Source organism: Pseudomonas sp. NY11955 (assembly GCF_048068035.1).
GTDB lineage: Bacteria > Pseudomonadota > Gammaproteobacteria > Pseudomonadales > Pseudomonadaceae > Aquipseudomonas.
This window is the reverse complement of record NZ_JBLUPS010000002.1, coordinates 317,676-337,314: the sequence shown is the minus strand read 5'-3', so window position 1 is coordinate 337,314 and position 19,639 is coordinate 317,676. Positions and strand designations below refer to the sequence as shown.

Sequence of the window (19,639 nt, the reverse complement as noted above, 5' to 3'; positions counted from 1 at the left end):
TGGGAGCGGGCGAGCCCGCGAAAGGGCCAGTACAGACCATACAAGAGCTACAGGCATAAGAAAGGCGACCCGGGGGTCGCCTTTTTTCATACCAGCCTGCGTCTTACTTCTCGACGAAGGCACGCTCGATCAGGTAGTCACCCGGCTCGCGCATCCGTGGGGAGATCTTCAGGCCGAAGCTGTCCAGCACTTCGCTGGTCTCGTCGAGCATGCTTGGGCTGCCGCAGATCATCGCACGGTCGTCCTGCGGGTTGATCGGTGGCAGGCCGATGTCGCTGAACAGCTTGCCGCTGCGCATCAGATCGGTCAGGCGGCCCTGGTTCTCGAACGGCTCGCGGGTCACGGTCGGGTAGTAGATCAGCTTGTCGCGAACCGACTCACCGAAGAACTCGTTCTGCGGCAGGTGCTCGGTGATGAACTCGCGGTAGGCCACTTCGTTCACGTAGCGCACGCCGTGCACCAGAATCACTTTTTCGAAACGCTCGTAGGTTTCCGGGTCCTGGATGACGCTCATGAACGGCGCCAGGCCAGTGCCGGTGCTCAGCAGGTACAGGTGCTTACCCGGGTTCAGGTCGTCGAGCACCAGGGTACCGGTTGGCTTCTTGCTGATGATGATCTCATCGCCTTCCTTCAGGTGCTGCAGCTGCGAGGTCAGCGGGCCGTCCGGCACCTTGATGCTGAAGAACTCCAGGTGCTCTTCCCAGTTCGGCGAAGCGATGGAATAGGCACGCATGAGCGGGCGGCCGCTTTCCTGCTGCAGGCCGATCATCACGAACTGACCGTTCTCGAAGCGCAGCCCCGGGTCGCGGGTGCACTTGAAGCTGAACAGGGTGTCGTTCCAGTGGTGCACACTGAGGACACGTTCGTGGTTCATGTTGCTCATCGATGGGGCTCCTGAAGAAAAACGCAGCGCGCAAGACGCGCAGTTGCGCGATAGTTTAGGGGCAGCGACAATATCTGTTAACTGGATTATCAAGATATGTGTTATCGGTTATATCGATATGCGATTCACACTTCGTCAACTGCAAGTCTTCGTCGCCGTCGCCCAGCACCAAAGCGTCTCTCGGGCCGCCAGCCTGCTGGCGTTGTCGCAATCGGCCGCCAGTACCTCCATCACCGAACTGGAGCGGCAATCGAGCTGCCAACTGTTCGACCGCGCCGGTAAACGCCTGGCCCTCAATGCGCTGGGCCATCAACTGTTGCCACAAGCGGTGGCCCTGCTCGACCAGGCCAAGGAAATCGAAGACCTGCTCAACGGCAAGTCCGGCTTCGGCTCGCTGGCGGTCGGCGCCACGCTGACCATCGGCAATTACCTGGCCACCCTGCTGATCGGCAGCTTCATGCAGACCCACCCGGAAAGCCAGGTAAAGCTGCATGTACAGAACACTGCGCATATCGTGCAACAAGTGGCGCACTACGAAATTGATCTGGGTCTAATCGAAGGCGACTGCAACCACCCCGACCTGGAGGTGCAGCCCTGGGTCGAGGACGAACTGGTGGTGTTCTGCGCGCCGCAGCATCGCCTGGCCACGTTGGGCCGTGCCGATATCGAAAGCCTTTCGCAAGAGGCGTGGATCTTGCGTGAACAAGGCTCGGGCACGCGCCTGACCTTCGACCAGGCCATGCGCCATCACCGCGCCAACCTCAATATCCGCCTGGAGCTGGAGCACACCGAAGCGATCAAGCGCGCGGTGGAGTCGGGCCTGGGCATCGGTTGCATTTCACGCCTGGCCCTGCGCGACGCCTTCCGCCGCGGCAGCCTGGTACCGGTGGAAACCCCGGAGCTGGACCTGATGCGCCAGTTCTACTTCATCTGGCACAAGCAGAAGTACCAGACCTCGGCCATGCGTGAGTTTCTCGAGCTATGCCGCAACTTCACCGCGGGCTTTACCCGCAGTGACGAAATCGTGTTGCCGCCAATCGCTTAAAGCAGGATCACGCCCCATACCAGCGCCACCATGGTCAGCGCCACCAGCTGTGCGGCGCTGCCCATGTCCTTGGCGTTTTTTGACAGTGGATGGCGCTCCAGCGAAATGCGGTCGATGGCCGCCTCCACTGCCGAGTTGAACAGCTCGACGATCAGCCCCAGCAGGCACACCGCGATCATGATTGCCCGCTCGGCACGGCTGACCGGTAGCCAGAAGGCGGTTGGAATCAGCAGCACGTTGAGCAGCACCAGCTGGCGGAAGGCGGCCTCGCCCTTGAAGGCGGCGCGCAGGCCGTCCAGCGAATAGCCGGCGGCGTTGAAGATGCGTTTGAGGCCGGTCTGGCCCTTGAATGGCGATGTCATGTGAGTCACTTCACAACGGAAAGGCCAGCAGACTAGACCGGCATGGGTCAAAAAAGCGTGAAGCCACGCGCAGTCAGTTGCTGGCAACCGATTCAAGTTGTTGCAGCAGCAGCGCGGCCTGGGTCCGGGTACGCACGCCCAGTTTGCGGAAGATTGCGGTCACGTGGGCCTTGATGGTCGCTTCCGACACGCTCAGCTCATAAGCGATCTGCTTGTTCAGCAGGCCTTCGCAGACCATGGTCAGCACCCGGAACTGCTGCGGCGTCAGGCTGGCCAGGCCTTCGCTGGCAGCCTTGGCCTCGGCCGAGACATCGACCTTCTCGAATGCCTGCGGCGGCCACCAGACCTCGCCGTCGAGCACCTTGCGCACCGCATCCTGAATCACTTCCAGGGTGCTGGACTTGGGAATGAAACCACTGGCGCCAAACTCGCGAGACTTGACCACCACAGCGGCTTCTTCCTGCGCCGAAACCATTACCACGGGGATCTGCGGGTATTGCCCGCGCAGCAGCACCAGCCCGGAAAAACCGTAGGCACCCGGCATGTTCAAGTCCAGCAGCACCAGGTCCCAGTCGGCTTTTTCGCTCAGGCGGGTTTCCAGCTCGGCAATGCTCGCAACTTCGACCAGGCGCACATCCGGGCCCAGGCCGAGGGTAACGGCCTGGCGCAGGGCGCCACGGAACAGTGGGTGGTCATCGGCAATCAGGATTTCGTAAGTGGCCATCGATCTAAGGATCCTGTTCTGTGCCAGGCGTTCGGGGGTAAGGGAAGCGCCCGGCGGGGAATCGGCGCCAAGGATGCCGAGCACGGTCGAGGGTGGTCAAGCCAATCGCCCTGCCGTCTCGCCCACCCTGGCTGCCAGCTCCGTCATTATGAACCAAAGCAGGGGTTGTGCCCCTTGGACTATAGGAAGGTATGCAAACGTTGGTGGGTGTCGTCCTGTTCGTCCAGCGGCAGGCGCCGCTTGCCGCTCAGGTAATGCAGGCTGAACACATCCAGGTAGGCATCCAACGCCTGGGAGGCCTGGCTGTCGCCGGCCAGGTCCAGGCACATGGCTGCGACCTCTGCCGTGCAGAAGTGATCGTCGCGCTTGGAGCGACGCAGGCGGTAGCGCGACATCTGTTCGGCCTGCAGGCTCAACACCGGGAAGCGGTCCAGGTACGGGCTCTTGCGGAACATTTTGCGCGCCTCGGTCCAGGTAGCGTCCAACAGGATGAACAGCGGGCGCTTGCCCGGCTCGCGCACCACCTTGCTGACCACCCGCTCCTGGGCAACGAACTCGCCCGGGAAAACGATATAGGGCTGCCAGCGCGGGTCGTCGAGCAAAGCCAGCAGGCGCTCGTCAACCGCGGTGCGCAGCCAGCCGAAGGCCGAGGTGTCTTCGATCAGGTCGGCAATCAGCCAGCCGGTGTTGGTCGGCTTCAGCGGCTCGGTGTCGTGCATCAAGAGGCACACACCGGCCTCAGCCTGCACCCTGGGCTTCCAGGCACACAGGCAATGGGTGGCGATGACCCGGCAATCCGGGCAACGCTCGGCACGCGAGCCACGGGCGATGAAAGGCTTGTTGCTGCGGGCCAGGCGTTCGGCGCGCAGGCGCGCTACCGCGTGGCTCATGCCGGCAGGCCTCTGGACAGGTTGGAAATGGGCACAAGGATGACTCGGAGAAAACAAGGACGCCAGTCTACCAGAACAGGGGGCAATTGCTGTGCAGGCGGCAAGGTGGTCCTTATAATCGAGGTTTTACCGCGCCCGGTACTCACCACCGCGCAATTTCACGGAACACCGTCGACCCGCGCATGTCAAAGCGCCAGTCATCGAACCAGGAGAGATTCATGCTGCGCCTTATCGCCCCCGCCCTGAGCCTGTTGCTCGCCCTGCCTCTGGCAGCACAGGCGGCTTCCAAGCAGGATTACGACCTGAACAAGATGCTGCAGAAGGTTGCCAAAGAGAGCAGCGTCGGCACGCCGCGTGCGATCAATGAAGACATCCTCGACCAGGGTTATACCGTTGAAGGCAAGGCGCTGGTCAACCACCTGAGCGTGCGCCAGAGCCATGCCGAGCGCATGCAGGCCAACCCTGAGCAGGTGCGTAGCCAACTGGGCGACAGCGTGTGCCGCAACAACGGCTTCCGCAACCTGATGTCCAAGGGCGCAGTGATGGTCTACCGTTTCACGGTCTACAAGACCAACCAGCCGATCATGGACCAGGCTTTCGACAACGCCAGTTGCATGGCCGGCAACAAGAAGAAGTAAGCTCAGCGTTCAGGCTACGCCTTCTCGTCCTCATGGGCGCGCCAGTGCCCTTCAGCAGCATCGGCGCGCATCTCGGCCAACAGCGCCTGCAAGTAGCGCGACTGGCACTCCAGCCCCGACAATCTGCGGCGGCACTCCGCTTCCAGACTCAGGTGATGCACCTGTGCCGCGTTCTCCAATTGCTGGTAGAGCTGCCGGTCCACTTCGATGGTCAAGCGATGCATACCGCCACCTCCTGCATCGACACGTTTCGCTTTACCAGTTAACCAAACCTGTATCGCCGGTGGCCGCATGCCGACGGGCGGCGGTTGCAGACACCCCGGCACGATTGGTCGCGAGGGTCTAGATTGAGGTCAGAGGTATTGGTGCATAAGGAGACGTTGCATGCCTTACCAATCGAACGAACTGCTGTTCAGCCACTTCCGAGATAACAACATCGACCTGCAACACATCGACGCACAACTGCAGCTGGTCGCCCCCGACAGCCCCAACCTGCCGCTTTACCGCGACATGATGCTGACCATCCTGCGCATGGCCCACGACGACAGCGACCGCTGGAGCGCCAAGATCACCCTGCAGGCCCTGCGCGAGCTGGACCACTCGTTCCGCACCCTGCAGCGCTACAAGGGCCGGCGCAAGGTGACCGTGTTCGGCTCGGCACGCACCCCGCTGGAACACCCAATGTACGCCCTGGCTCGCGAGCTGGGTGCCACCCTGGCGCGCTCCGACCTGATGGTCATTACCGGCGCCGGCGGCGGCATCATGGCCGCCGCTCACGAGGGTGCAGGCAGTGCCCATAGCCTGGGGTTCAATATCACCCTGCCCTTCGAGCAACACGCCAACCCCACGGTGGATGGCACCGACAAACTGCTGCCGTTCCATTTCTTCTTCATCCGCAAGCTGTTCTTCGTCAAGGAGGCCGACGCCTTGGTGTTGTGCCCAGGAGGCTTCGGCACCCTTGATGAAGCGCTGGAGGTGCTGACCCTGATCCAGACGGGCAAAAGCCCGCTGGTGCCAGTGGTACTGCTGGACTCGCCAGGCGGTAGTTTCTGGCGCGACTGCCTGGACTTCATCAGCCGCCAGCTGGAAGAAAACCGCTACATCCTGCCCAGCGACCTGAAGCTGGTACGCCTGGTGCACAGTGCCGACGAGGCGGTGGAAGAAATCAACCAGTTCTACAGCAACTACCATTCCAGCCGCTGGCTCAAGAGCCAGTTCGTGATCCGCATGCACCACCCGCTTAGCGAGGCAGCCCTGTATGACATTCAGGAAGGCTTTGCCGACTTGCGCCTGAGTGGCAAGTATCACCAGCAAGCTGATAGCAGTGCCGAACATGAAGTAGGCAATTTCAACCACCTGACCCGGCTGTCATTCGCCTTCAATGGCCGCGACCAAGGCCGGCTGCGTGAGCTGGTGGATTTCATCAACCTGTCGGAAAACTGGGCAAAACCGCAACCCATGCATACCACGCAGCGGGCCAGGGAGGCGCTGAAGGTGAATTGATGCCCATTTGTAACGGCTTGCGCGGTACCTGTAGGAGCAGCCTTGTGCTGCGAAGAGGCCATTACTGCCACAGGTAGCCTTTTGTCATGCCGGCCTCTTCGCAGCACAAGGCTGCTCCTACAGGGAACCGAGGCGGCCTGGGTAATCAAGCAAGACAATGTCCTTGCAAGAGACCGCGCACTATTGCTGTTTTGGATGGTCAGTAATCGTCGAGATCACGCCCACTGAGCAAGCGGCCGATCATGTCCATGGGGAACCCACGGTAGGCCAGAAACCGGGTCTGCTGGGCACGGCTGCGCGGGTCTTGCGGGCGCTGCCCGGCAAACTTGCGTTGCCACACCTCTTGCATACGCTCCCCCCAATCCACCCCGCTCTCGCGCAATGCCTGGTCTATATCAGCACGCGCCAGCCCACGCTGGCCCAACTCCTCACGAATACGCGCAGGGCCATAGCCAGAACCGGATCGGTAGCGGATGAAACTTTCAAGGTAGCGGGCTTCACTCAGCAGCCCTTCTTCGGCGAGCCGATCGAGCTCAGGCTCGATCAACTCGTCCGAAGCGCCGCGCTGACGCAACTTGCGTGTCAGCTCGACGCGACCGTGCTCACGTCGCGCGAGCAGGTCCATGGCTGTCCGCCGGATGGCGACGGGGGTGTCGAGTACGGCGGACATGTTTAGCTATCTACCGCGCCAATCAATAACCAGCGTCAGCGTCGGCCATGTCATCGGCATCGGCTTCTGCAGCAGCAGCTTTACCGGCTTCAGCAACAGCACCCGCTTTCAGCAGCTTGTCACGAATCTGCTTCTCGATCTCGGCACCAATAGCCGGGTTCTCGGCCAGGTACTTGGCAGCGTTGGCTTTGCCTTGGCCGATCTTGTTGCCCTGGTAGGCGTACCAGGCACCGGACTTCTCGACCAGGCCCTGGGATACACCCAGGTCAATGATCTCGCCGTTACGGTAGATACCCTTGCCGTAAAGAATCTGGAACTCGGCCTGACGGAACGGAGGCGATACCTTGTTCTTGACGATTTTGACGCGGGTTTCGCTACCAACCACCTCGTCGCCTTCCTTGACCGCGCCGGTACGACGGATGTCCAGGCGCACAGAGGCGTAGAACTTCAGCGCGTTACCACCGGTGGTGGTTTCCGGGCTACCGAACATCACGCCGATCTTCATACGGATCTGGTTGATGAAGATGACCAGGCAGTTGGCGTTCTTGATGTTACCGGTGATCTTGCGCAGCGCCTGGGACATCAAGCGAGCCTGCAGGCCCACATGCATGTCGCCCATCTCGCCTTCGATCTCTGCCTTGGGCACCAGCGCGGCCACGGAGTCGACGATGATCACGTCAACGGCGTTGGAACGCACCAGCATGTCGGTGATTTCCAGGGCCTGTTCGCCAGTGTCCGGCTGCGAGACCAGCAGGTCGTCGACGTTGACGCCGAGCTTGCCAGCGTACTCAGGGTCCAGGGCGTGTTCGGCGTCGACGAAGGCGCAGGTGGCACCGTTCTTCTGAGCTTCGGCGATGACCGACAGGGTCAGTGTGGTCTTACCCGACGATTCCGGGCCGTAGATCTCGACGATACGGCCTTTGGGCAGGCCGCCGATGCCCAGGGCGATATCCAGGCCCAGCGAGCCGGTGGAGATGGCTGGAATGCCTTGGCGCTCCTGGTCACCCATGCGCATGACCGCGCCTTTACCGAATTGGCGTTCGATCTGACCCAGGGCCGCAGCCAAGGCGCGCTTCTTGTTGTCGTCCATTGAAATCCTCACGTGTTCGACTTGGCCCTGACGGCCGGAATACCTGTATAAGTAGCCAGTATTATTCCACAGGCAGGCGCCCGCGCAAACCCCTGTCGTCGATTTACTCGGCACCAAGCTGTAACAAGCCGTCTAACGCGGCGATCACCGTCTGTCGGCGCACCGCTTCGCGGTCACCGTCGAACTGGCGGCGCTCGCTGAATACCCGGTTGCCGTCGCCCCAGGCCAACCACACGGTACCTACCGGCTTGGCTGGCGAACCGCCGTCGGGCCCGGCCACCCCGCTCACCGCCACGGCAAAGCGCGCCCCGCTGGCAGCCTGGGCCCCGCGGACCATGGCTTCGACCACTTCCTGGCTGACCGCGCCCACCTGGCCGAACAAAGTCTCGGGCACACCCAAAAGGCGGGTTTTCTGGGCGTTGGAATAGGTCACGTAACCGACCTCGAACCAGGCCGAGCTGCCAGGGATGCGGGTTATGGCTTCGGCAATGCCACCGCCGGTGCAGGATTCGGCGGTGGTCGCCTGCGCATTGAAACGGCGCAGGTGCTCACCCAGGCGGGCAGCAAGCGTGGTGATCGGGTCCATGTCTGGGCTCCTTGAAAGGCGGCCCTCTACCCTATCACCCGCGTCGAGCTGTGGCTCAGGAAACCTTCAGGCTGTCCCGGGCAATTTCGCTGAACGCACGCTCGTCACGCCGACCGAGGCGCGGCAGCCCTTCAGGCCACTCCTCGCTCCAGTCGAAGCCGCCCAGCTTGCGCATGTCATCGATTGCCGAGCGCCACCAGATCACCTTGCACGCGCGCTGGTAGTCGTCGCTGCCCATCACACTGCCGTACAGCAGCTTGCGGCCGATGCCACGCAGCTCCCTCGGCACCCGCTTGAGGCTCCACTTCACCGACAACCGCGCCAGCCACGAAGGTACCGGGCGATGTGCCGGCACCTTGAGGGCCAGGCTTGGCATCTGTGGATGGAAGGCTTCACCGTGCCGGGCGAAGAAAATTTCCAGGATGGCGTGCACGTACTGCTTCATCGCGAAGTAGTGGCTGATCACGCCACGCGCTTCATTGACCTGCGCCCCGTGCAATTCAAAGGAAAAGGCGATCTGTTCGATGGTGTGCAGGTCACCGGTATAGGGTGTCCAGGCATCGATGCGCGGAATGGCGCGCTCGGCAATGCCGACATTGCAGCGGGTGAACCCCATGACACCGCTATTGCACAGCCGCAAATCATCGGCCGGTGCATGGCCGGCCTCGGCCAACCCGGCGCTGAAACGTAGGTAGTCGCTGCTGCGCGAAGCCTCGGCCCAGCTCGTCTCCACTTCGTCGACCAGAAACTGCCCGGCATCGACCTGGCTGAACAGCTTCAGCGGCGATTGCAGGAACACCGTATCGGTATCGATGAACACGGTCTTGTCCGCCCACTGCCCGGCCAGGGCAATGGCACAGGCCTTGCGCCGGTGGGTGTAGCCGCCGTTACCGGTCCAGGCCTGCAGCGTCTGCTGGTCCAGGGTGATCACTTCCACCGGCCAACCGACAAAGGCCTGCGGCTGGTCGGTAAGAATGCGGATCACCGGCAGCTCTGCCGGCTTGCAGCGCGCCAGGGCGGTGAGGATGCTGAGCTTGGCCTCCAGCTGATAGATCCGGCGTTCGCCATAAAGGAGGTAGATCAGCTGTTGCTTTACATGGGGGACAGGGCTGGACACATTCATCGTGCAGGTCACGGCTGGCGGCGTTCATCGAGGGCTGCGCATTCTAGAGGGTAACGTGGCGCAGCTCCACCATTGCCTGCCATGTTGCGCCTGCATGCGCCAAAGCCTGCGCCTGCATCTCGCTGAAAAAGCCTGTACCATTGCCGGTTTACCCTCGCCAACCAGATCACCCGCTGTAAGGCCCTGAATGTCAGATCTTTCCGCACACACCCCGATGATGCAGCAGTACTGGAAGCTGAAGAACCAGCACCCGGACCAGCTGATGTTCTACCGCATGGGCGACTTCTACGAAATCTTCTACGAAGATGCGAAAAAAGCCGCGAAACTGCTGGATATCACCCTGACCGCCCGCGGTCAGTCGGCCGGCCAGTCCATTCCCATGTGCGGGATTCCGTTCCATTCGCTGGAAGGCTACCTGGCCAAGCTGGTGAAGCTCGGTGAATCGGTGGTGATCTGCGAGCAGATTGGCGACCCGGCCACCAGCAAGGGCCCGGTGGAGCGCCAGGTGGTGCGGATCATCACCCCAGGCACGGTCAGTGACGAGGCCTTGCTCGACGAGCGCCGCGACAACCTGATTGCCGCGTTGCTCGGCGACGAGCGCCTGTTCGGCCTGGCCGTGCTGGACATCACCAGCGGCAACTTCAGCGTGCAGGAGATCAAGGGCTGGGAAAACCTGCTGGCCGAACTCGAACGCCTGAACCCGGTCGAGCTGTTGATCCCCGACGACTGGCCGCGCGACCTGCCGGCGGAAAAACGCCCTGGCGCCCGTCGCCGCGCACCGTGGGACTTCGACCGCGACTCGGCGCGCAAGGCCCTGTGCCAGCAGTTCGCGACCAAGGACCTCAAGGGCTTCGGCTGCGACAAGCTGACCCTGGCCATCGGCGCCGCCGGCTGCCTGCTGACCTACGCCAAGGAAACCCAGCGCACCGCCCTGCCCCACCTGCGCAGCCTGCGCCACGAGCGCCTGGACGACACGGTCATCCTCGATGGCGCCAGCCGGCGCAACCTGGAACTGGACATCAACCTGGCCGGCGGGCGCGACAACACCCTGCAGTCGGTGATCGATCGCTGCCAGACCGCCATGGCCAGCCGCCTGCTGAGCCGCTGGCTGAACCGCCCGCTGCGCGACCTGAAGGTACTGCAAGCCCGCCAGGACTCAATCCGCTGCCTGCTCGACAGCTACCGCTTCGAGAAGCTGCAGCCGCAGCTGAAGGAAATTGGCGATATCGAGCGGATCCTCGCCCGTATCGGCCTGCGCAATGCCCGTCCTCGCGACCTGGCACGCCTGCGCGACGCCCTGGGCGCGTTGCCCGAGCTGCAGAACGCCATGACCGAGCTGGAGGCGCCGCACCTGGCGCGCTTGGCGGCCATTACCGGCACCTACCCGGAGCTGGCCAGCCTGCTGGAGCGGGCGATCATCGACAACCCGCCGGCGGTGATCCGCGACGGCGGCGTGCTCAAGGCCGGCTATGACAATGAGCTGGACGATCTGCTGGCGATCAGCGAGAACGCCGGCCAGTTCCTGATCGACCTGGAAGCCCGTGAAAAGGCCCGCACCGGCCTTGCCAACCTCAAGGTCGGCTACAACCGCGTGCACGGCTACTTCATCGAGCTGCCGACCAAGCAGGCCGAGCAGGCCCCGGGCGACTACATCCGCCGCCAGACCCTCAAAGGTGCCGAGCGCTTCATCACCCCGGAGCTGAAGGCGTTCGAGGACAAGGCACTGTCGGCCAAGAGCCGCGCCCTGGCCCGCGAAAAAATGCTGTACGACGCCCTGCTGGAAACCTTGATCAGCCACCTGGCGCCGCTGCAGGACAGCGCCGCCGCCTTGGCCGAGCTGGATGTGCTCAGCAACCTGGCCGAACGCGCACTGAACCTCGACCTGAACTGCCCGCGCTTCGTCGACGAGCCGTGCCTGCGCATCGAGCAAGGCCGCCACCCCGTGGTGGAGCAGGTCCTGACCACGCCGTTCGTGGCCAACGACCTGAGCCTGGACAACAGCACGCGCATGCTGATCATCACCGGCCCGAACATGGGCGGTAAGTCTACCTACATGCGCCAGACCGCCCTGATCGTACTGCTGGCACACATTGGCAGCTTCGTACCGGCGGCCAGTTGCGAGCTGTCCCTGGTCGACCGCATCTTCACCCGCATCGGCTCCAGCGACGACCTGGCCGGTGGGCGCTCGACCTTCATGGTCGAGATGAGCGAAACCGCCAACATCCTGCACAACGCCACCGACCGCAGCCTGGTACTGATGGATGAAGTCGGCCGAGGCACCAGCACCTTCGACGGCCTGTCGCTGGCCTGGGCCGCCGCCGAGCGCCTGGCCCAGCTGCGTGCCTACACGCTGTTCGCCACGCACTACTTCGAACTCACCGTGCTGCCGGAAAGCGAGCCGCTGGTGGCGAACGTGCACCTGAACGCCACCGAGCACAACGAACGCATCGTGTTCCTGCACCACGTGCTGCCCGGCCCGGCCAGCCAGAGCTACGGCCTGGCCGTGGCGCAACTGGCCGGCGTGCCGACAGTGGTCATCCAGCGAGCCCGCGAACACCTGGGGCGCCTGGAAACCACCAGCCTGCCGCACGAGCAGGCGCCGGCGGCAAAAGCCAAGGATGCACCGCAGGTACCGCACCAGAGCGACCTGTTCGCCAGCCTGCCACACCCGGCCATCGAGAAGCTGGGCAAGCTGCAACTGGACGACATGACACCGCGTCAAGCTATCGAAATGCTATATCAACTAAAGAACCTGTTATAACGGCGCCCACTACAAGCTGATAGAATCCGCCGCGGTTTGCTGGTGCTGCAGGTTATTAGCCTGGCCTGCAGCCACATACCCGTAAACCGCGCGGCCCTGAGAGGAAGGGCCGCCGCCGTCGCCTGAGGAGAAAACTAGAAATGACCTTCGTCGTCACCGACAACTGCATCAAATGCAAATACACCGACTGCGTGGAAGTCTGTCCGGTGGACTGCTTCTACGAAGGCCCGAACTTCCTGGTCATCCACCCGGACGAGTGCATCGACTGCGCCCTGTGCGAACCGGAGTGCCCAGCGCAAGCCATCTTCTCGGAAGACGAAATCCCTGCTGGGATGGAAAACTTCATCGAGCTGAACGCCGAGCTGGCGGAAATCTGGCCGAACATCACCGAGCGTAAGGATGCCCTGCCAGACGCCGAAGAGTGGGATGGCAAGACTGGCAAGATTGCCGACCTGGAGCGCTGATAGCGCCCAGACGCGAAAAAGGCCCCTCGGGGCCTTTTTTGTTTTTCTGCAGGCAAAAAAAAGGGGCGGTTTGACCCGCCCACATTTTTTTCCGTAGTCCCTGCTTGTCCCAAACATCATCCTGATGAAATCGCTTCTTGCGATGTCCCTGGCCTCCTCCCTGGAAGCCTGTGCATGTCCGTGTGCACAGTTCGAATACTAGCGGGTTGCGCCGCACGGGCAAGCGCGAAACCTCACAAGGTGTTTCGGGGGACATATTTCCTCACAGCTGAATAATCCAGTAATTTCAATGAGTTAGAAAAATACAGGGGCTGGAAACGACAATGATTTACTGAGACTTGCATAGATAGCTTACACAACAAGTAAGAAAAGGCTTACATGCAATGTTACTGGGGTGGCGCAATACACATTAGGTATCTGGTCTGCCTGGTAAATTGTAGGGCTGCTGTGCAGCCCATTCGCAGCACAAGGCTGCTCCTACAGGCCTCCGCGCGCCGTTTACTTCGCCGCACACAAAAACGCCCCGAGGTCATCGGGGCGTTTAGTGTTACGAGTCTTCGCTACTGGAATAACGACTCGCTGGAGAGGCCGTTCTTCTCAAGGATCTCGCGCAAACGCTTGAGCCCTTCTACCTGAATCTGCCGCACCCGTTCCCGGGTCAGGCCAATCTCCAGGCCAACATCTTCCAGGGTGCTGCTTTCATGCCCACGCAGGCCGAAGCGACGCACCACCACCTCACGCTGCTTGTCGGTCAGCTCACCCAACCACTGGTCGATGCTCTGCGACAGGTCGTCATCCTGCAGCAGTTCGCACGGGTCAGTCGGGCGGTCGTCAGTCAGGGTATCGAGCAGGGTCTTGTCCGAGTCCGGGCCCAGTGACACATCCACCGAAGACACCCGTTCGTTGAGGCCGAGCATGCGCTTGACCTCGGCGACCGGTTTCTCCAGCAAGGTGGCGATTTCTTCTGGCGAGGGTTCGTGGTCGAGTTTCTGGGTCAGCTCGCGGGCGGCGCGTAGGTAGACGTTCAGTTCCTTGACCACGTGGATCGGCAAGCGAATGGTGCGGGTCTGGTTCATGATCGCCCGTTCGATGGTCTGGCGAATCCACCAGGTCGCATAGGTCGAGAAACGGAAACCACGCTCCGGGTCGAACTTCTCGACCGCACGAATCAGCCCCAGGTTGCCTTCCTCGATCAGGTCGAGCAACGACAGGCCACGGTTCACGTAACGACGGGCAATTTTTACAACCAGGCGCAGGTTGCTTTCGATCATGCGCTTGCGGCCGGCAGGGTCGCCCTTTTGCGACAGGCGCGCAAAGTGCACTTCTTCTTCCGGTGAAAGCAGCGGCGAGAAACCAATCTCGTTGAGATACAACTGGGTGGCATCGAGCGCCCGGCTGTAATCGATGTACTTGTGTTGCTTGAGCGAAGAGCCCGATTTGGCCCTCGTCCGAACCGAAGATACAGCAGGTTCGTCTGACACCACATCCGTTTCCAAAACGATGCCCGTCTCCATCAGGAGGACGTCATCGTCGATGTCAAACTCCGGCACTTCTTTACTGAGAGCCATTGTTATAGTCCTTTGCTGAGTTCGAACTCAGACTCGAGCGGCACCTTTATCCCTGGCAGCGCTTGAGCCTGTCCCCTCTACATCGCAGGAACAGGCCGGGTACAACGGTCAACGACGTGGCAGGAACTGGAGCGGATCGACGGGTTTGCCCTGGCGGCGAATCTCGAAATGCAGCTTCACCCGATCTGTGCCCGTAGACCCCATTTCAGCAATCGACTGCCCTGCCTTGACCTGCTGCCCCTCCCGAACCAACAGCCTGCGGTTATGGCCGTAGGCACTGACGTAGGTATCGCTGTGTTTGATGATGATCAGCTCGCCGTAGCCCCTCAAACCACTCCCGGCGTAAACCACCGCACCATCAGACGCAGCAAAAACAGGCTGTCCCAAATCACCGGCGATATCAATGCCTTTATTCAAACTACCGTTTGAAGCGAATTTTCCAATCAGCACGCCATTGGCAGGCCAGGTCCAGCCGCCTACCGCGCGCTCCGCAGCCGGCACGGTGGCAACCACTGGCGCGCTGGTGGAGGGGGCCGGGGGGGCCGGTTTGCTGGTGCTGGTTGGCGCCGGCGCAGGGCTGCCCACAGGCCGCCGCGTGACCGTGGTGCGGCTCGACGAGGACGGGTTGGACACCACAGTGGTACTGCTGCTTGAACCGCTGCTGAAACGAATCGCTTGGCCCGGGCGGATGGTATAAGGCGCCGGGATACCGTTGCGGGCGGCCAGCTCCTTGTAGTCCCAGCCATAACGGAAGGCGATGGAGAACAGGGTGTCGCCAGGCTTGACGATGTACTGCCCGGAGGTCACCGCCGGGCGCTTGGGCACGGTGTTGTTGCGGTCGACCACCCGCGCGCTATTGCTGCTGGTGCTTGAGCAACCCACCAGAAGCGTGCCCATGGCCAATGCAATCACCAGAAGCTTGAAACCCGACCCGTCCTTGCGCTGCCGAATGACTGTGTGACCCACCCGCGCTCCCCTCATGGTGCCAAAAACGATATGAAGACAAGAAATGCAATATTGTTGCAATTATAACCAAGCCGGCCGCTATTGGCAGGCTAGAGCAAAAAGCTGTTGCAAAGCCCCGGCGTGCGCTAGCGCTCCGCCCCGCCAGATAGACAGGGTGAAGCGGCAAGAATTCGCTGCTGGCACAAAAATACCGCGCGGCGCTTGTTAGCACAGCCCATGCAAACTGGGCTCAGGCCAGCGGACCATTGAGCAGTGGCACGAAACGCACCGCCCCCAGCACACGCCGGGAGAACCCATGTTCTTCGCGCACGATCAGCATCAACTGCTGCGCTTCGCCGGCCGGCCCCACCGGAATCACCATGCGGCCTCCAGGTGCCAGTTGGTCGAGCAGTGCCTGTGGCACTTCCGGCGCCACCGCAGTGACGATGATGCCGTTGTACGGTGCCAATGCCGGCCATCCCTCGCAACCGTCGCCCCAGCGGAACACGACGTTGCGCAGGTTCAGCTCCACCAGGCGCTCCTTGGCCCGGTCCTGCAAGACCTTGATGCGCTCCACCGAGAATACCCGCTCGACCAGCTGGGCCAGGATTGCCGTCTGGTAACCCGAGCCGGTACCGATCTCCAGTACCTTGTCCAGCGGCCCGGCCTCCAGCAGCAGCTCGCTCATGTGGGCAACCATGAACGGTTGCGAGATGGTCTGGTTGTGGCCGATTGGCAGCGCGGTGTCCTCATAGGCGCGATGTGCCAGCGCCTCGTCGACAAACAGGTGGCGCGGGGTACGACGGATCACGTCGAGCACCTTGGTGTTCGAAACGCCCTCCTCGCACAGGCGCTGGATCAACCGCTCCCGGGTACGCTGGGAGGTCATGCCGATGCCACGCCGCAGCATATCGTCCTCGCGCATCAGAGCAGGCCCTCCAGCCAACCGTCGAGCTGCTCGAAGGCATCATTGAAGGTGCGGTCGAGTTGCAACGGCGTGATCGATACATAGCCTTGCATCACCGCGTGGAAGTCGGTGCCCGGGCCACCGTCCTCGGCATCACCGGCCACGGCGATCCAGTAGCCTTCCTTGCCGCGCGGGTTGACCACCTTGGTCGGCGCCGCCGCCCGCGCCCGGTGACCGAGACGGGTGAGCTGGATGCCACGGATGTGCTCCAGCGGCAAGTTGGGGATATTGACGTTGAGGACGGTGCGGGGCGGCAGCGCCAGGCGCGACTGCGCTTCGACCAGGCGACGGGCGATATGGGCCGCGGTCGGCAGGTTGTCCGGCTGGCGCGACAACAACGAGAACGCCAGCGAGGTACCGCCGAGGAAGCGCCCTTCCAGCGCCGCGGCGACCGTACCTGAATACAGCACGTCGTCGCCCAGGTTGGCACCGAGGTTGATCCCCGACACGACCATGTCCGGCGTCTGTGGCAACAGCCCATTGAGCCCCAGGTGCACGCAGTCGGTCGGCGTGCCGTTGAGGCTGATGAAGCCATTGGCCAGGGTCTGCGGGTGCAGCGGCCGGTCCAGCGTCAGCGAACTGCTGGCACCGCTCTTGTCTTGATCCGGGGCGATCACCGCGCACTCGGCGTAATCCGCCAGCGCAGCGTGCAGCGCGGCGATGCCGGGTGCGGTAACACCGTCGTCGTTCGAAATCAGAATACGCATGGGCTGTCCGTCTGCCCTGCCGACACCAGATCCACGACTTCACGCACCACCACGGTGGCGAAGCATCCGGCCGGCAGGACGAATTCCAGTTGCAGGATATCAGGCTCGGGATAATGCCACGTCAGGCCGCCAATAGGGAGTCGCAGAATTCGCCGTTCGTGATCCATGCCCGCCTGGGCCAACCACTGGCAAAGTGCCGGCTGGCGTGCGCCGACGGCGTTTTCCAACAGGGCCGTGGCTGCGCCAGCGGGCGAAGCGCCCTCGCCCCACATCGGGCCGGTCGGGTGCAGGTCGAGGATCGCCAGGCGCGGGTCGGCGCATTCCGCCTCACCCGCACGAAAGAAGCTACGGCTGTCGGTGAACGCCAGCAGGTCGCCCACCTGGGCCTGGGCCCAACTGCCATCGGCGACACGCGCCGCCAGCAGCTGATTGAACAGGTAGCTGCGCCCGGCCGAAAGCAGCCGCGAACGCACGTTGCGCTGTTCGGGCAAAGCCTTGCGCGCAGCCCAATCGAGGGCGTCGTGGACGTTGCCACCGTCGTGGCCGAAGCGCTGGGTGCCGAAATAGTTGGGCACACCGTTCTGCTTCAGCTGTTCCAGGCGCGCATCCAGTGCCTGGTGATCGGCTGCCAGGGCAGTCAGGCGCAGGGTGAAACCGTTGGCCGAATGCGCGCCGCGCTGCAGCTTGCGTTGATGGCGTACCTGCTTGAGCACACGCAGGGTAGCATCCTCGGCACGCGACAGGTCCGGGTCGGCCTTGCCCGGCAGGTGCAAGCTGAACCACTGGCGGGTCAGTGCCTGGCGATCCTTCAGGCCGGCATAGCTGATGCTGCGCACCGGCACGCCAGCGGCACGGGCCAAGCGGCGAGCGGCTTCTTCGGTGTTCAGGTCACGCTTTTCGACCCACAGCCACAGGTGCTCGCCCTGGCCCGACAGCGGGATATCCAGCACTTCGTCGACCTGGAAGTCTTCGGCCACCGCCTTGAGTACAGCGGTGCCCAGCGGTTCGCCCGATGCGCGCGGGCCCAGCAGTTCCAATTCGGTCATGCTGGCAGCAACAGGGCGACCGAATGCACGGCAATCCCTTCCTCGCGGCCGGTGAAACCCAGCTTCTCGGTGGTAGTGGCCTTGACGTTGACCTGGTCAAGTTCGACCTGCAGGTCTTCGGCGATCAGCTGGCGCATGGTCTCGATGTGCGGGGCCATTTTCGGCGCCTGGGCGACGATGGTGGCGTCGACATTGCCGACTTTCCAGCCTTTGGCCTTGACGATGCCGACCACGTGGCGCAGCAGCACACGGCTGTCGGCCCCCTTGAACTGCGGGTCGGTATCGGGGAAATGCTTGCCGATGTCGCCCAGCGCCGCAGCGCCCAGCAAGGCATCGCTCAGGGCATGCAGCAGCACGTCGCCGTCGGAGTGGGCCAGCAGGCCGTATTTGTGGGGGATACGCACCCCGCCCAGGGTAATGAAATCACCGTCGCAGAAACGGTGCACATCGTAGCCGTGGCCAATACGCATAAAAAAAGCCCTGAATGAGTCAGGGCGTGATTCTACCTGCTTTTGCAGCATTGGGGCTGGAGGTGATCGACTTGGGATTTTCAGCGCCCGGGAGATCGAGCGCCGCCCGCGCGGCGCATCGCGAGCTGCGCTCGCTCCTACGTTTGTTTTTGGCCAGTAACGCCTGTGACAGGCGCGCGCGACCGCCTTGTTTGTACGACGCGATATCGCGCCATGCGCCAAGGCGTTCGCGCGCAAATCCCACTGGCGTAATTGGCCAAAAACAAACGTAGGAGCGAGCGCAGCTCGCGATGCGCCGCGCGGGCGGCGCTCGATCTCACAGGCACCAAAAATGCTATGCCTTACACCCGCCCCAGTGCCACCGCATGATGGCGCAGGTGCTCCTCGATGAAGCTGGCGATGAAGTAGTAGCTATGGTCATAACCCGGCTGCAGGCGCAGGGTCAGTTCATGCCCCCCTTTACGCGCCGCCTGCTCCAGCGCTTCAGGCTTGAGCTGTTTCTCGAGGAAGTCGTCACGGTCGCCCTGGTCCACCAGCAGCGGCGGGCACTCGCCGGCAGGGGTTTCGGCCAGCAGCACGCTGGCATCCCACTCGCGCCAGCGCGCACGATCTTCACCCAGGTAGCGGCTGAAGGCTTTCTCGCCCCACGGGCAATCCATCGGGTTGTTGATCGGCGAGAACGCCGACACCGAGCGATAACGCCCCGGGTTGCGCAAGGCGCATACCAGCGCGCCATGCCCGCCCATGGAGTGGCCACTGATACTGCGCTCGCCCGACGCCGGGAAGTGCGCTTCGATCAGCGCTGGCAACTCCTCCACCACATAGTCATGCATGCGGTAATGCTGGGCCCACGGCTGCTGGGTGGCGTTGAGGTAGAAGCCGGCCCCCAGGCCGAAGTCCCAGGCGCCGTCAGGGTCGCCCGGCACCTGCTCGCCACGCGGGCTGGTGTCGGGGGCCACGATGATCAGCCCAAGCTCGGCGGCCAGGCGCTGGGCACCGGCCTTCTGCATGAAGTTCTCATCGGTGCAGGTGAGGCCGCTGAGCCAGTACAGCACGGGCAGTTTTTCACCCTGCTCGGCCTGCGGCGGCAGGTACACGGCAAACACCATGTCGCAACCCAGCACCTTGGAGTGATGCCGGTAACGCTTGTGCCAGCCGTCAAAGCTCTTCTGGCAGGAGATGTTATCCAGGCTCATG

21 protein-coding genes are annotated in these 19,639 nt (G+C 62.6%); 5 read left to right on the top strand and 16 right to left on the bottom strand.

Annotated features, from left to right (window positions below; all coding sequences use genetic code 11):
- Positions 1–103: 103 nt before the first annotated feature.
- Positions 104–883, bottom strand: a complete 780-nt coding sequence (gene fpr / locus ACNFBR_RS04615) for a ferredoxin-NADP reductase (protein ID WP_004375483.1) — start codon at positions 881–883, stop codon at positions 104–106.
- 118 nt (positions 884–1,001) lie between these two features.
- On the opposite strand from fpr, the gene finR reads away from it, so the two are divergent.
- Complete coding sequence (gene finR, locus ACNFBR_RS04610) at positions 1,002–1,928, top strand: LysR family transcriptional regulator FinR (protein ID WP_416733849.1); 927 nt, start codon at positions 1,002–1,004, stop codon at positions 1,926–1,928.
- On the opposite strand, the gene ACNFBR_RS04605 is transcribed toward finR, so the two are convergent.
- From ACNFBR_RS04605 to ACNFBR_RS04595, 3 genes are all read right to left on the bottom strand, one after another.
- Positions 1,925–2,290: a diacylglycerol kinase gene (locus ACNFBR_RS04605; protein WP_346643203.1), complete on the bottom strand. Its 366-nt coding sequence runs from the start codon at positions 2,288–2,290 to the stop codon at positions 1,925–1,927. The two genes, finR and ACNFBR_RS04605, sit on opposite strands and share 4 nt — an antisense overlap.
- Positions 2,291–2,363: 73 nt before the next feature.
- On the bottom strand, positions 2,364–3,014 hold the full coding sequence (gene erdR / locus ACNFBR_RS04600; RefSeq protein WP_003252375.1) for a response regulator transcription factor ErdR: 651 nt from the start codon (positions 3,012–3,014) through the stop codon (positions 2,364–2,366).
- A 179-nt stretch (positions 3,015–3,193) separates the two neighbouring features.
- Positions 3,194–3,904, bottom strand: a complete 711-nt coding sequence (locus tag ACNFBR_RS04595) for a tRNA-uridine aminocarboxypropyltransferase (protein WP_416733848.1) — start codon at positions 3,902–3,904, stop codon at positions 3,194–3,196.
- A 218-nt stretch (positions 3,905–4,122) separates the two neighbouring features.
- On the opposite strand from ACNFBR_RS04595, the gene ACNFBR_RS04590 reads away from it, so the two are divergent.
- Positions 4,123–4,542 carry a quorum-sensing-regulated virulence factor family protein gene (locus ACNFBR_RS04590; RefSeq protein ID WP_416733847.1) on the top strand — a complete coding sequence of 140 codons (420 nt, stop codon included), beginning with the start codon at positions 4,123–4,125 and terminating at the stop codon, positions 4,540–4,542.
- 14 nt (positions 4,543–4,556) lie between these two features.
- On the opposite strand, the gene ACNFBR_RS04585 is transcribed toward ACNFBR_RS04590, so the two are convergent.
- Positions 4,557–4,766, bottom strand: a complete 210-nt coding sequence (locus tag ACNFBR_RS04585) for a hypothetical protein (protein WP_416733846.1) — start codon at positions 4,764–4,766, stop codon at positions 4,557–4,559.
- Positions 4,767–4,926: 160 nt separating this feature from the next.
- Here ACNFBR_RS04585 and ACNFBR_RS04580 point away from each other — a divergent pair, with 160 nt between their 5' ends.
- Positions 4,927–6,045: an LOG family protein gene (locus tag ACNFBR_RS04580; RefSeq protein WP_416733845.1), complete on the top strand. Its 1,119-nt coding sequence runs from the start codon at positions 4,927–4,929 to the stop codon at positions 6,043–6,045.
- A 199-nt stretch (positions 6,046–6,244) separates the two neighbouring features.
- Here the strand turns inward: ACNFBR_RS04580 and recX are convergent, their stop codons facing one another.
- From recX to ACNFBR_RS04560, 4 genes are all read right to left on the bottom strand, one after another.
- Complete coding sequence (gene recX / locus ACNFBR_RS04575; RefSeq protein ID WP_416733844.1) at positions 6,245–6,715, bottom strand: recombination regulator RecX; 471 nt, start codon at positions 6,713–6,715, stop codon at positions 6,245–6,247.
- A gap of 22 nt (positions 6,716–6,737) precedes the next feature.
- The gene (gene recA / locus ACNFBR_RS04570) at positions 6,738–7,805 is read right to left on the bottom strand and encodes a recombinase RecA (protein WP_110746074.1); all 1,068 of its coding nucleotides are present in this window, start codon (positions 7,803–7,805) and stop codon (positions 6,738–6,740) included.
- Between the two features lie 103 nt (positions 7,806–7,908).
- Positions 7,909–8,391 carry a CinA family protein gene (locus ACNFBR_RS04565; RefSeq protein WP_416733843.1) on the bottom strand — a complete coding sequence of 161 codons (483 nt, stop codon included), beginning with the start codon at positions 8,389–8,391 and terminating at the stop codon, positions 7,909–7,911.
- A gap of 55 nt (positions 8,392–8,446) precedes the next feature.
- Positions 8,447–9,514, bottom strand: coding sequence for a hypothetical protein (locus tag ACNFBR_RS04560; RefSeq protein WP_416733842.1), 1,068 nt, complete (start codon positions 9,512–9,514; stop codon positions 8,447–8,449).
- Between the two features lie 187 nt (positions 9,515–9,701).
- On the opposite strand from ACNFBR_RS04560, the gene mutS reads away from it, so the two are divergent.
- Positions 9,702–12,275, top strand: coding sequence for a DNA mismatch repair protein MutS (mutS, locus tag ACNFBR_RS04555; protein ID WP_416733841.1), 2,574 nt, complete (start codon positions 9,702–9,704; stop codon positions 12,273–12,275).
- 140 nt (positions 12,276–12,415) lie between these two features.
- A complete protein-coding gene (fdxA, locus tag ACNFBR_RS04550) occupies positions 12,416–12,739 on the top strand; it encodes a ferredoxin FdxA (protein ID WP_051097441.1) in 324 nt (107 codons plus the stop codon).
- Between the two features lie 560 nt (positions 12,740–13,299).
- Here fdxA and rpoS read toward each other — a convergent pair.
- The 7 genes from rpoS to fghA form a co-directional block, all read right to left on the bottom strand.
- Positions 13,300–14,307, bottom strand: a complete 1,008-nt coding sequence (gene rpoS, locus ACNFBR_RS04545) for an RNA polymerase sigma factor RpoS (protein ID WP_003252351.1) — start codon at positions 14,305–14,307, stop codon at positions 13,300–13,302.
- Positions 14,308–14,415: 108 nt separating this feature from the next.
- Positions 14,416–15,273, bottom strand: a complete 858-nt coding sequence (locus tag ACNFBR_RS04540) for a peptidoglycan DD-metalloendopeptidase family protein (RefSeq protein ID WP_416734026.1) — start codon at positions 15,271–15,273, stop codon at positions 14,416–14,418.
- 229 nt (positions 15,274–15,502) lie between these two features.
- On the bottom strand, positions 15,503–16,141 hold the full coding sequence (locus ACNFBR_RS04535) for a protein-L-isoaspartate(D-aspartate) O-methyltransferase (RefSeq protein ID WP_003252348.1): 639 nt from the start codon (positions 16,139–16,141) through the stop codon (positions 15,503–15,505).
- Positions 16,142–16,176: 35 nt separating this feature from the next.
- A complete protein-coding gene (surE, locus tag ACNFBR_RS04530; RefSeq protein WP_416733840.1) occupies positions 16,177–16,926 on the bottom strand; it encodes a 5'/3'-nucleotidase SurE in 750 nt (249 codons plus the stop codon).
- Positions 16,914–17,972 (bottom strand): tRNA pseudouridine(13) synthase TruD, encoded by a 1,059-nt coding sequence (truD, locus tag ACNFBR_RS04525; RefSeq protein WP_416733839.1) that lies wholly within the window; start codon positions 17,970–17,972, stop codon positions 16,914–16,916. Before truD ends, surE begins: the two co-directional genes overlap by 13 nt.
- Positions 17,969–18,442 carry a 2-C-methyl-D-erythritol 2,4-cyclodiphosphate synthase gene (gene ispF / locus ACNFBR_RS04520; RefSeq protein ID WP_016501146.1) on the bottom strand — a complete coding sequence of 158 codons (474 nt, stop codon included), beginning with the start codon at positions 18,440–18,442 and terminating at the stop codon, positions 17,969–17,971. Before ispF ends, truD begins: the two co-directional genes overlap by 4 nt.
- A 341-nt stretch (positions 18,443–18,783) precedes the next feature.
- Complete coding sequence (gene fghA, locus ACNFBR_RS04515; protein ID WP_416733838.1) at positions 18,784–19,638, bottom strand: S-formylglutathione hydrolase; 855 nt, start codon at positions 19,636–19,638, stop codon at positions 18,784–18,786.
- Position 19,639: the final 1 nt, after the last annotated feature.

Coding starts and splice junctions, on each gene's coding strand:
- ispF (WP_016501146.1), bottom strand. CDS start 18,442: ATGCGTATTGGCCACGGCTACGATGTGCACCGTTTCTGCGACGGTGAT.
- ACNFBR_RS04580 (WP_416733845.1), top strand. CDS start 4,927: ATGCCTTACCAATCGAACGAACTGCTGTTCAGCCACTTCCGAGATAAC.
- mutS (WP_416733841.1), top strand. CDS start 9,702: ATGTCAGATCTTTCCGCACACACCCCGATGATGCAGCAGTACTGGAAG.
- fghA (WP_416733838.1), bottom strand. CDS start 19,638: ATGAGCCTGGATAACATCTCCTGCCAGAAGAGCTTTGACGGCTGGCAC.
- fpr (WP_004375483.1), bottom strand. CDS start 883: ATGAGCAACATGAACCACGAACGTGTCCTCAGTGTGCACCACTGGAAC.
- fdxA (WP_051097441.1), top strand. CDS start 12,416: ATGACCTTCGTCGTCACCGACAACTGCATCAAATGCAAATACACCGAC.
- ACNFBR_RS04595 (WP_416733848.1), bottom strand. CDS start 3,904: ATGAGCCACGCGGTAGCGCGCCTGCGCGCCGAACGCCTGGCCCGCAGC.
- ACNFBR_RS04590 (WP_416733847.1), top strand. CDS start 4,123: ATGCTGCGCCTTATCGCCCCCGCCCTGAGCCTGTTGCTCGCCCTGCCT.
- rpoS (WP_003252351.1), bottom strand. CDS start 14,307: ATGGCTCTCAGTAAAGAAGTGCCGGAGTTTGACATCGACGATGACGTC.
- truD (WP_416733839.1), bottom strand. CDS start 17,972: ATGACCGAATTGGAACTGCTGGGCCCGCGCGCATCGGGCGAACCGCTG.
- ACNFBR_RS04605 (WP_346643203.1), bottom strand. CDS start 2,290: ATGACATCGCCATTCAAGGGCCAGACCGGCCTCAAACGCATCTTCAAC.
- surE (WP_416733840.1), bottom strand. CDS start 16,926: ATGCGTATTCTGATTTCGAACGACGACGGTGTTACCGCACCCGGCATC.
- recA (WP_110746074.1), bottom strand. CDS start 7,805: ATGGACGACAACAAGAAGCGCGCCTTGGCTGCGGCCCTGGGTCAGATC.
- ACNFBR_RS04565 (WP_416733843.1), bottom strand. CDS start 8,391: ATGGACCCGATCACCACGCTTGCTGCCCGCCTGGGTGAGCACCTGCGC.
- finR (WP_416733849.1), top strand. CDS start 1,002: ATGCGATTCACACTTCGTCAACTGCAAGTCTTCGTCGCCGTCGCCCAG.
- recX (WP_416733844.1), bottom strand. CDS start 6,715: ATGTCCGCCGTACTCGACACCCCCGTCGCCATCCGGCGGACAGCCATG.
- erdR (WP_003252375.1), bottom strand. CDS start 3,014: ATGGCCACTTACGAAATCCTGATTGCCGATGACCACCCACTGTTCCGT.
- ACNFBR_RS04560 (WP_416733842.1), bottom strand. CDS start 9,514: ATGAATGTGTCCAGCCCTGTCCCCCATGTAAAGCAACAGCTGATCTAC.
- ACNFBR_RS04535 (WP_003252348.1), bottom strand. CDS start 16,141: ATGACCTCCCAGCGTACCCGGGAGCGGTTGATCCAGCGCCTGTGCGAG.
- ACNFBR_RS04585 (WP_416733846.1), bottom strand. CDS start 4,766: ATGCATCGCTTGACCATCGAAGTGGACCGGCAGCTCTACCAGCAATTG.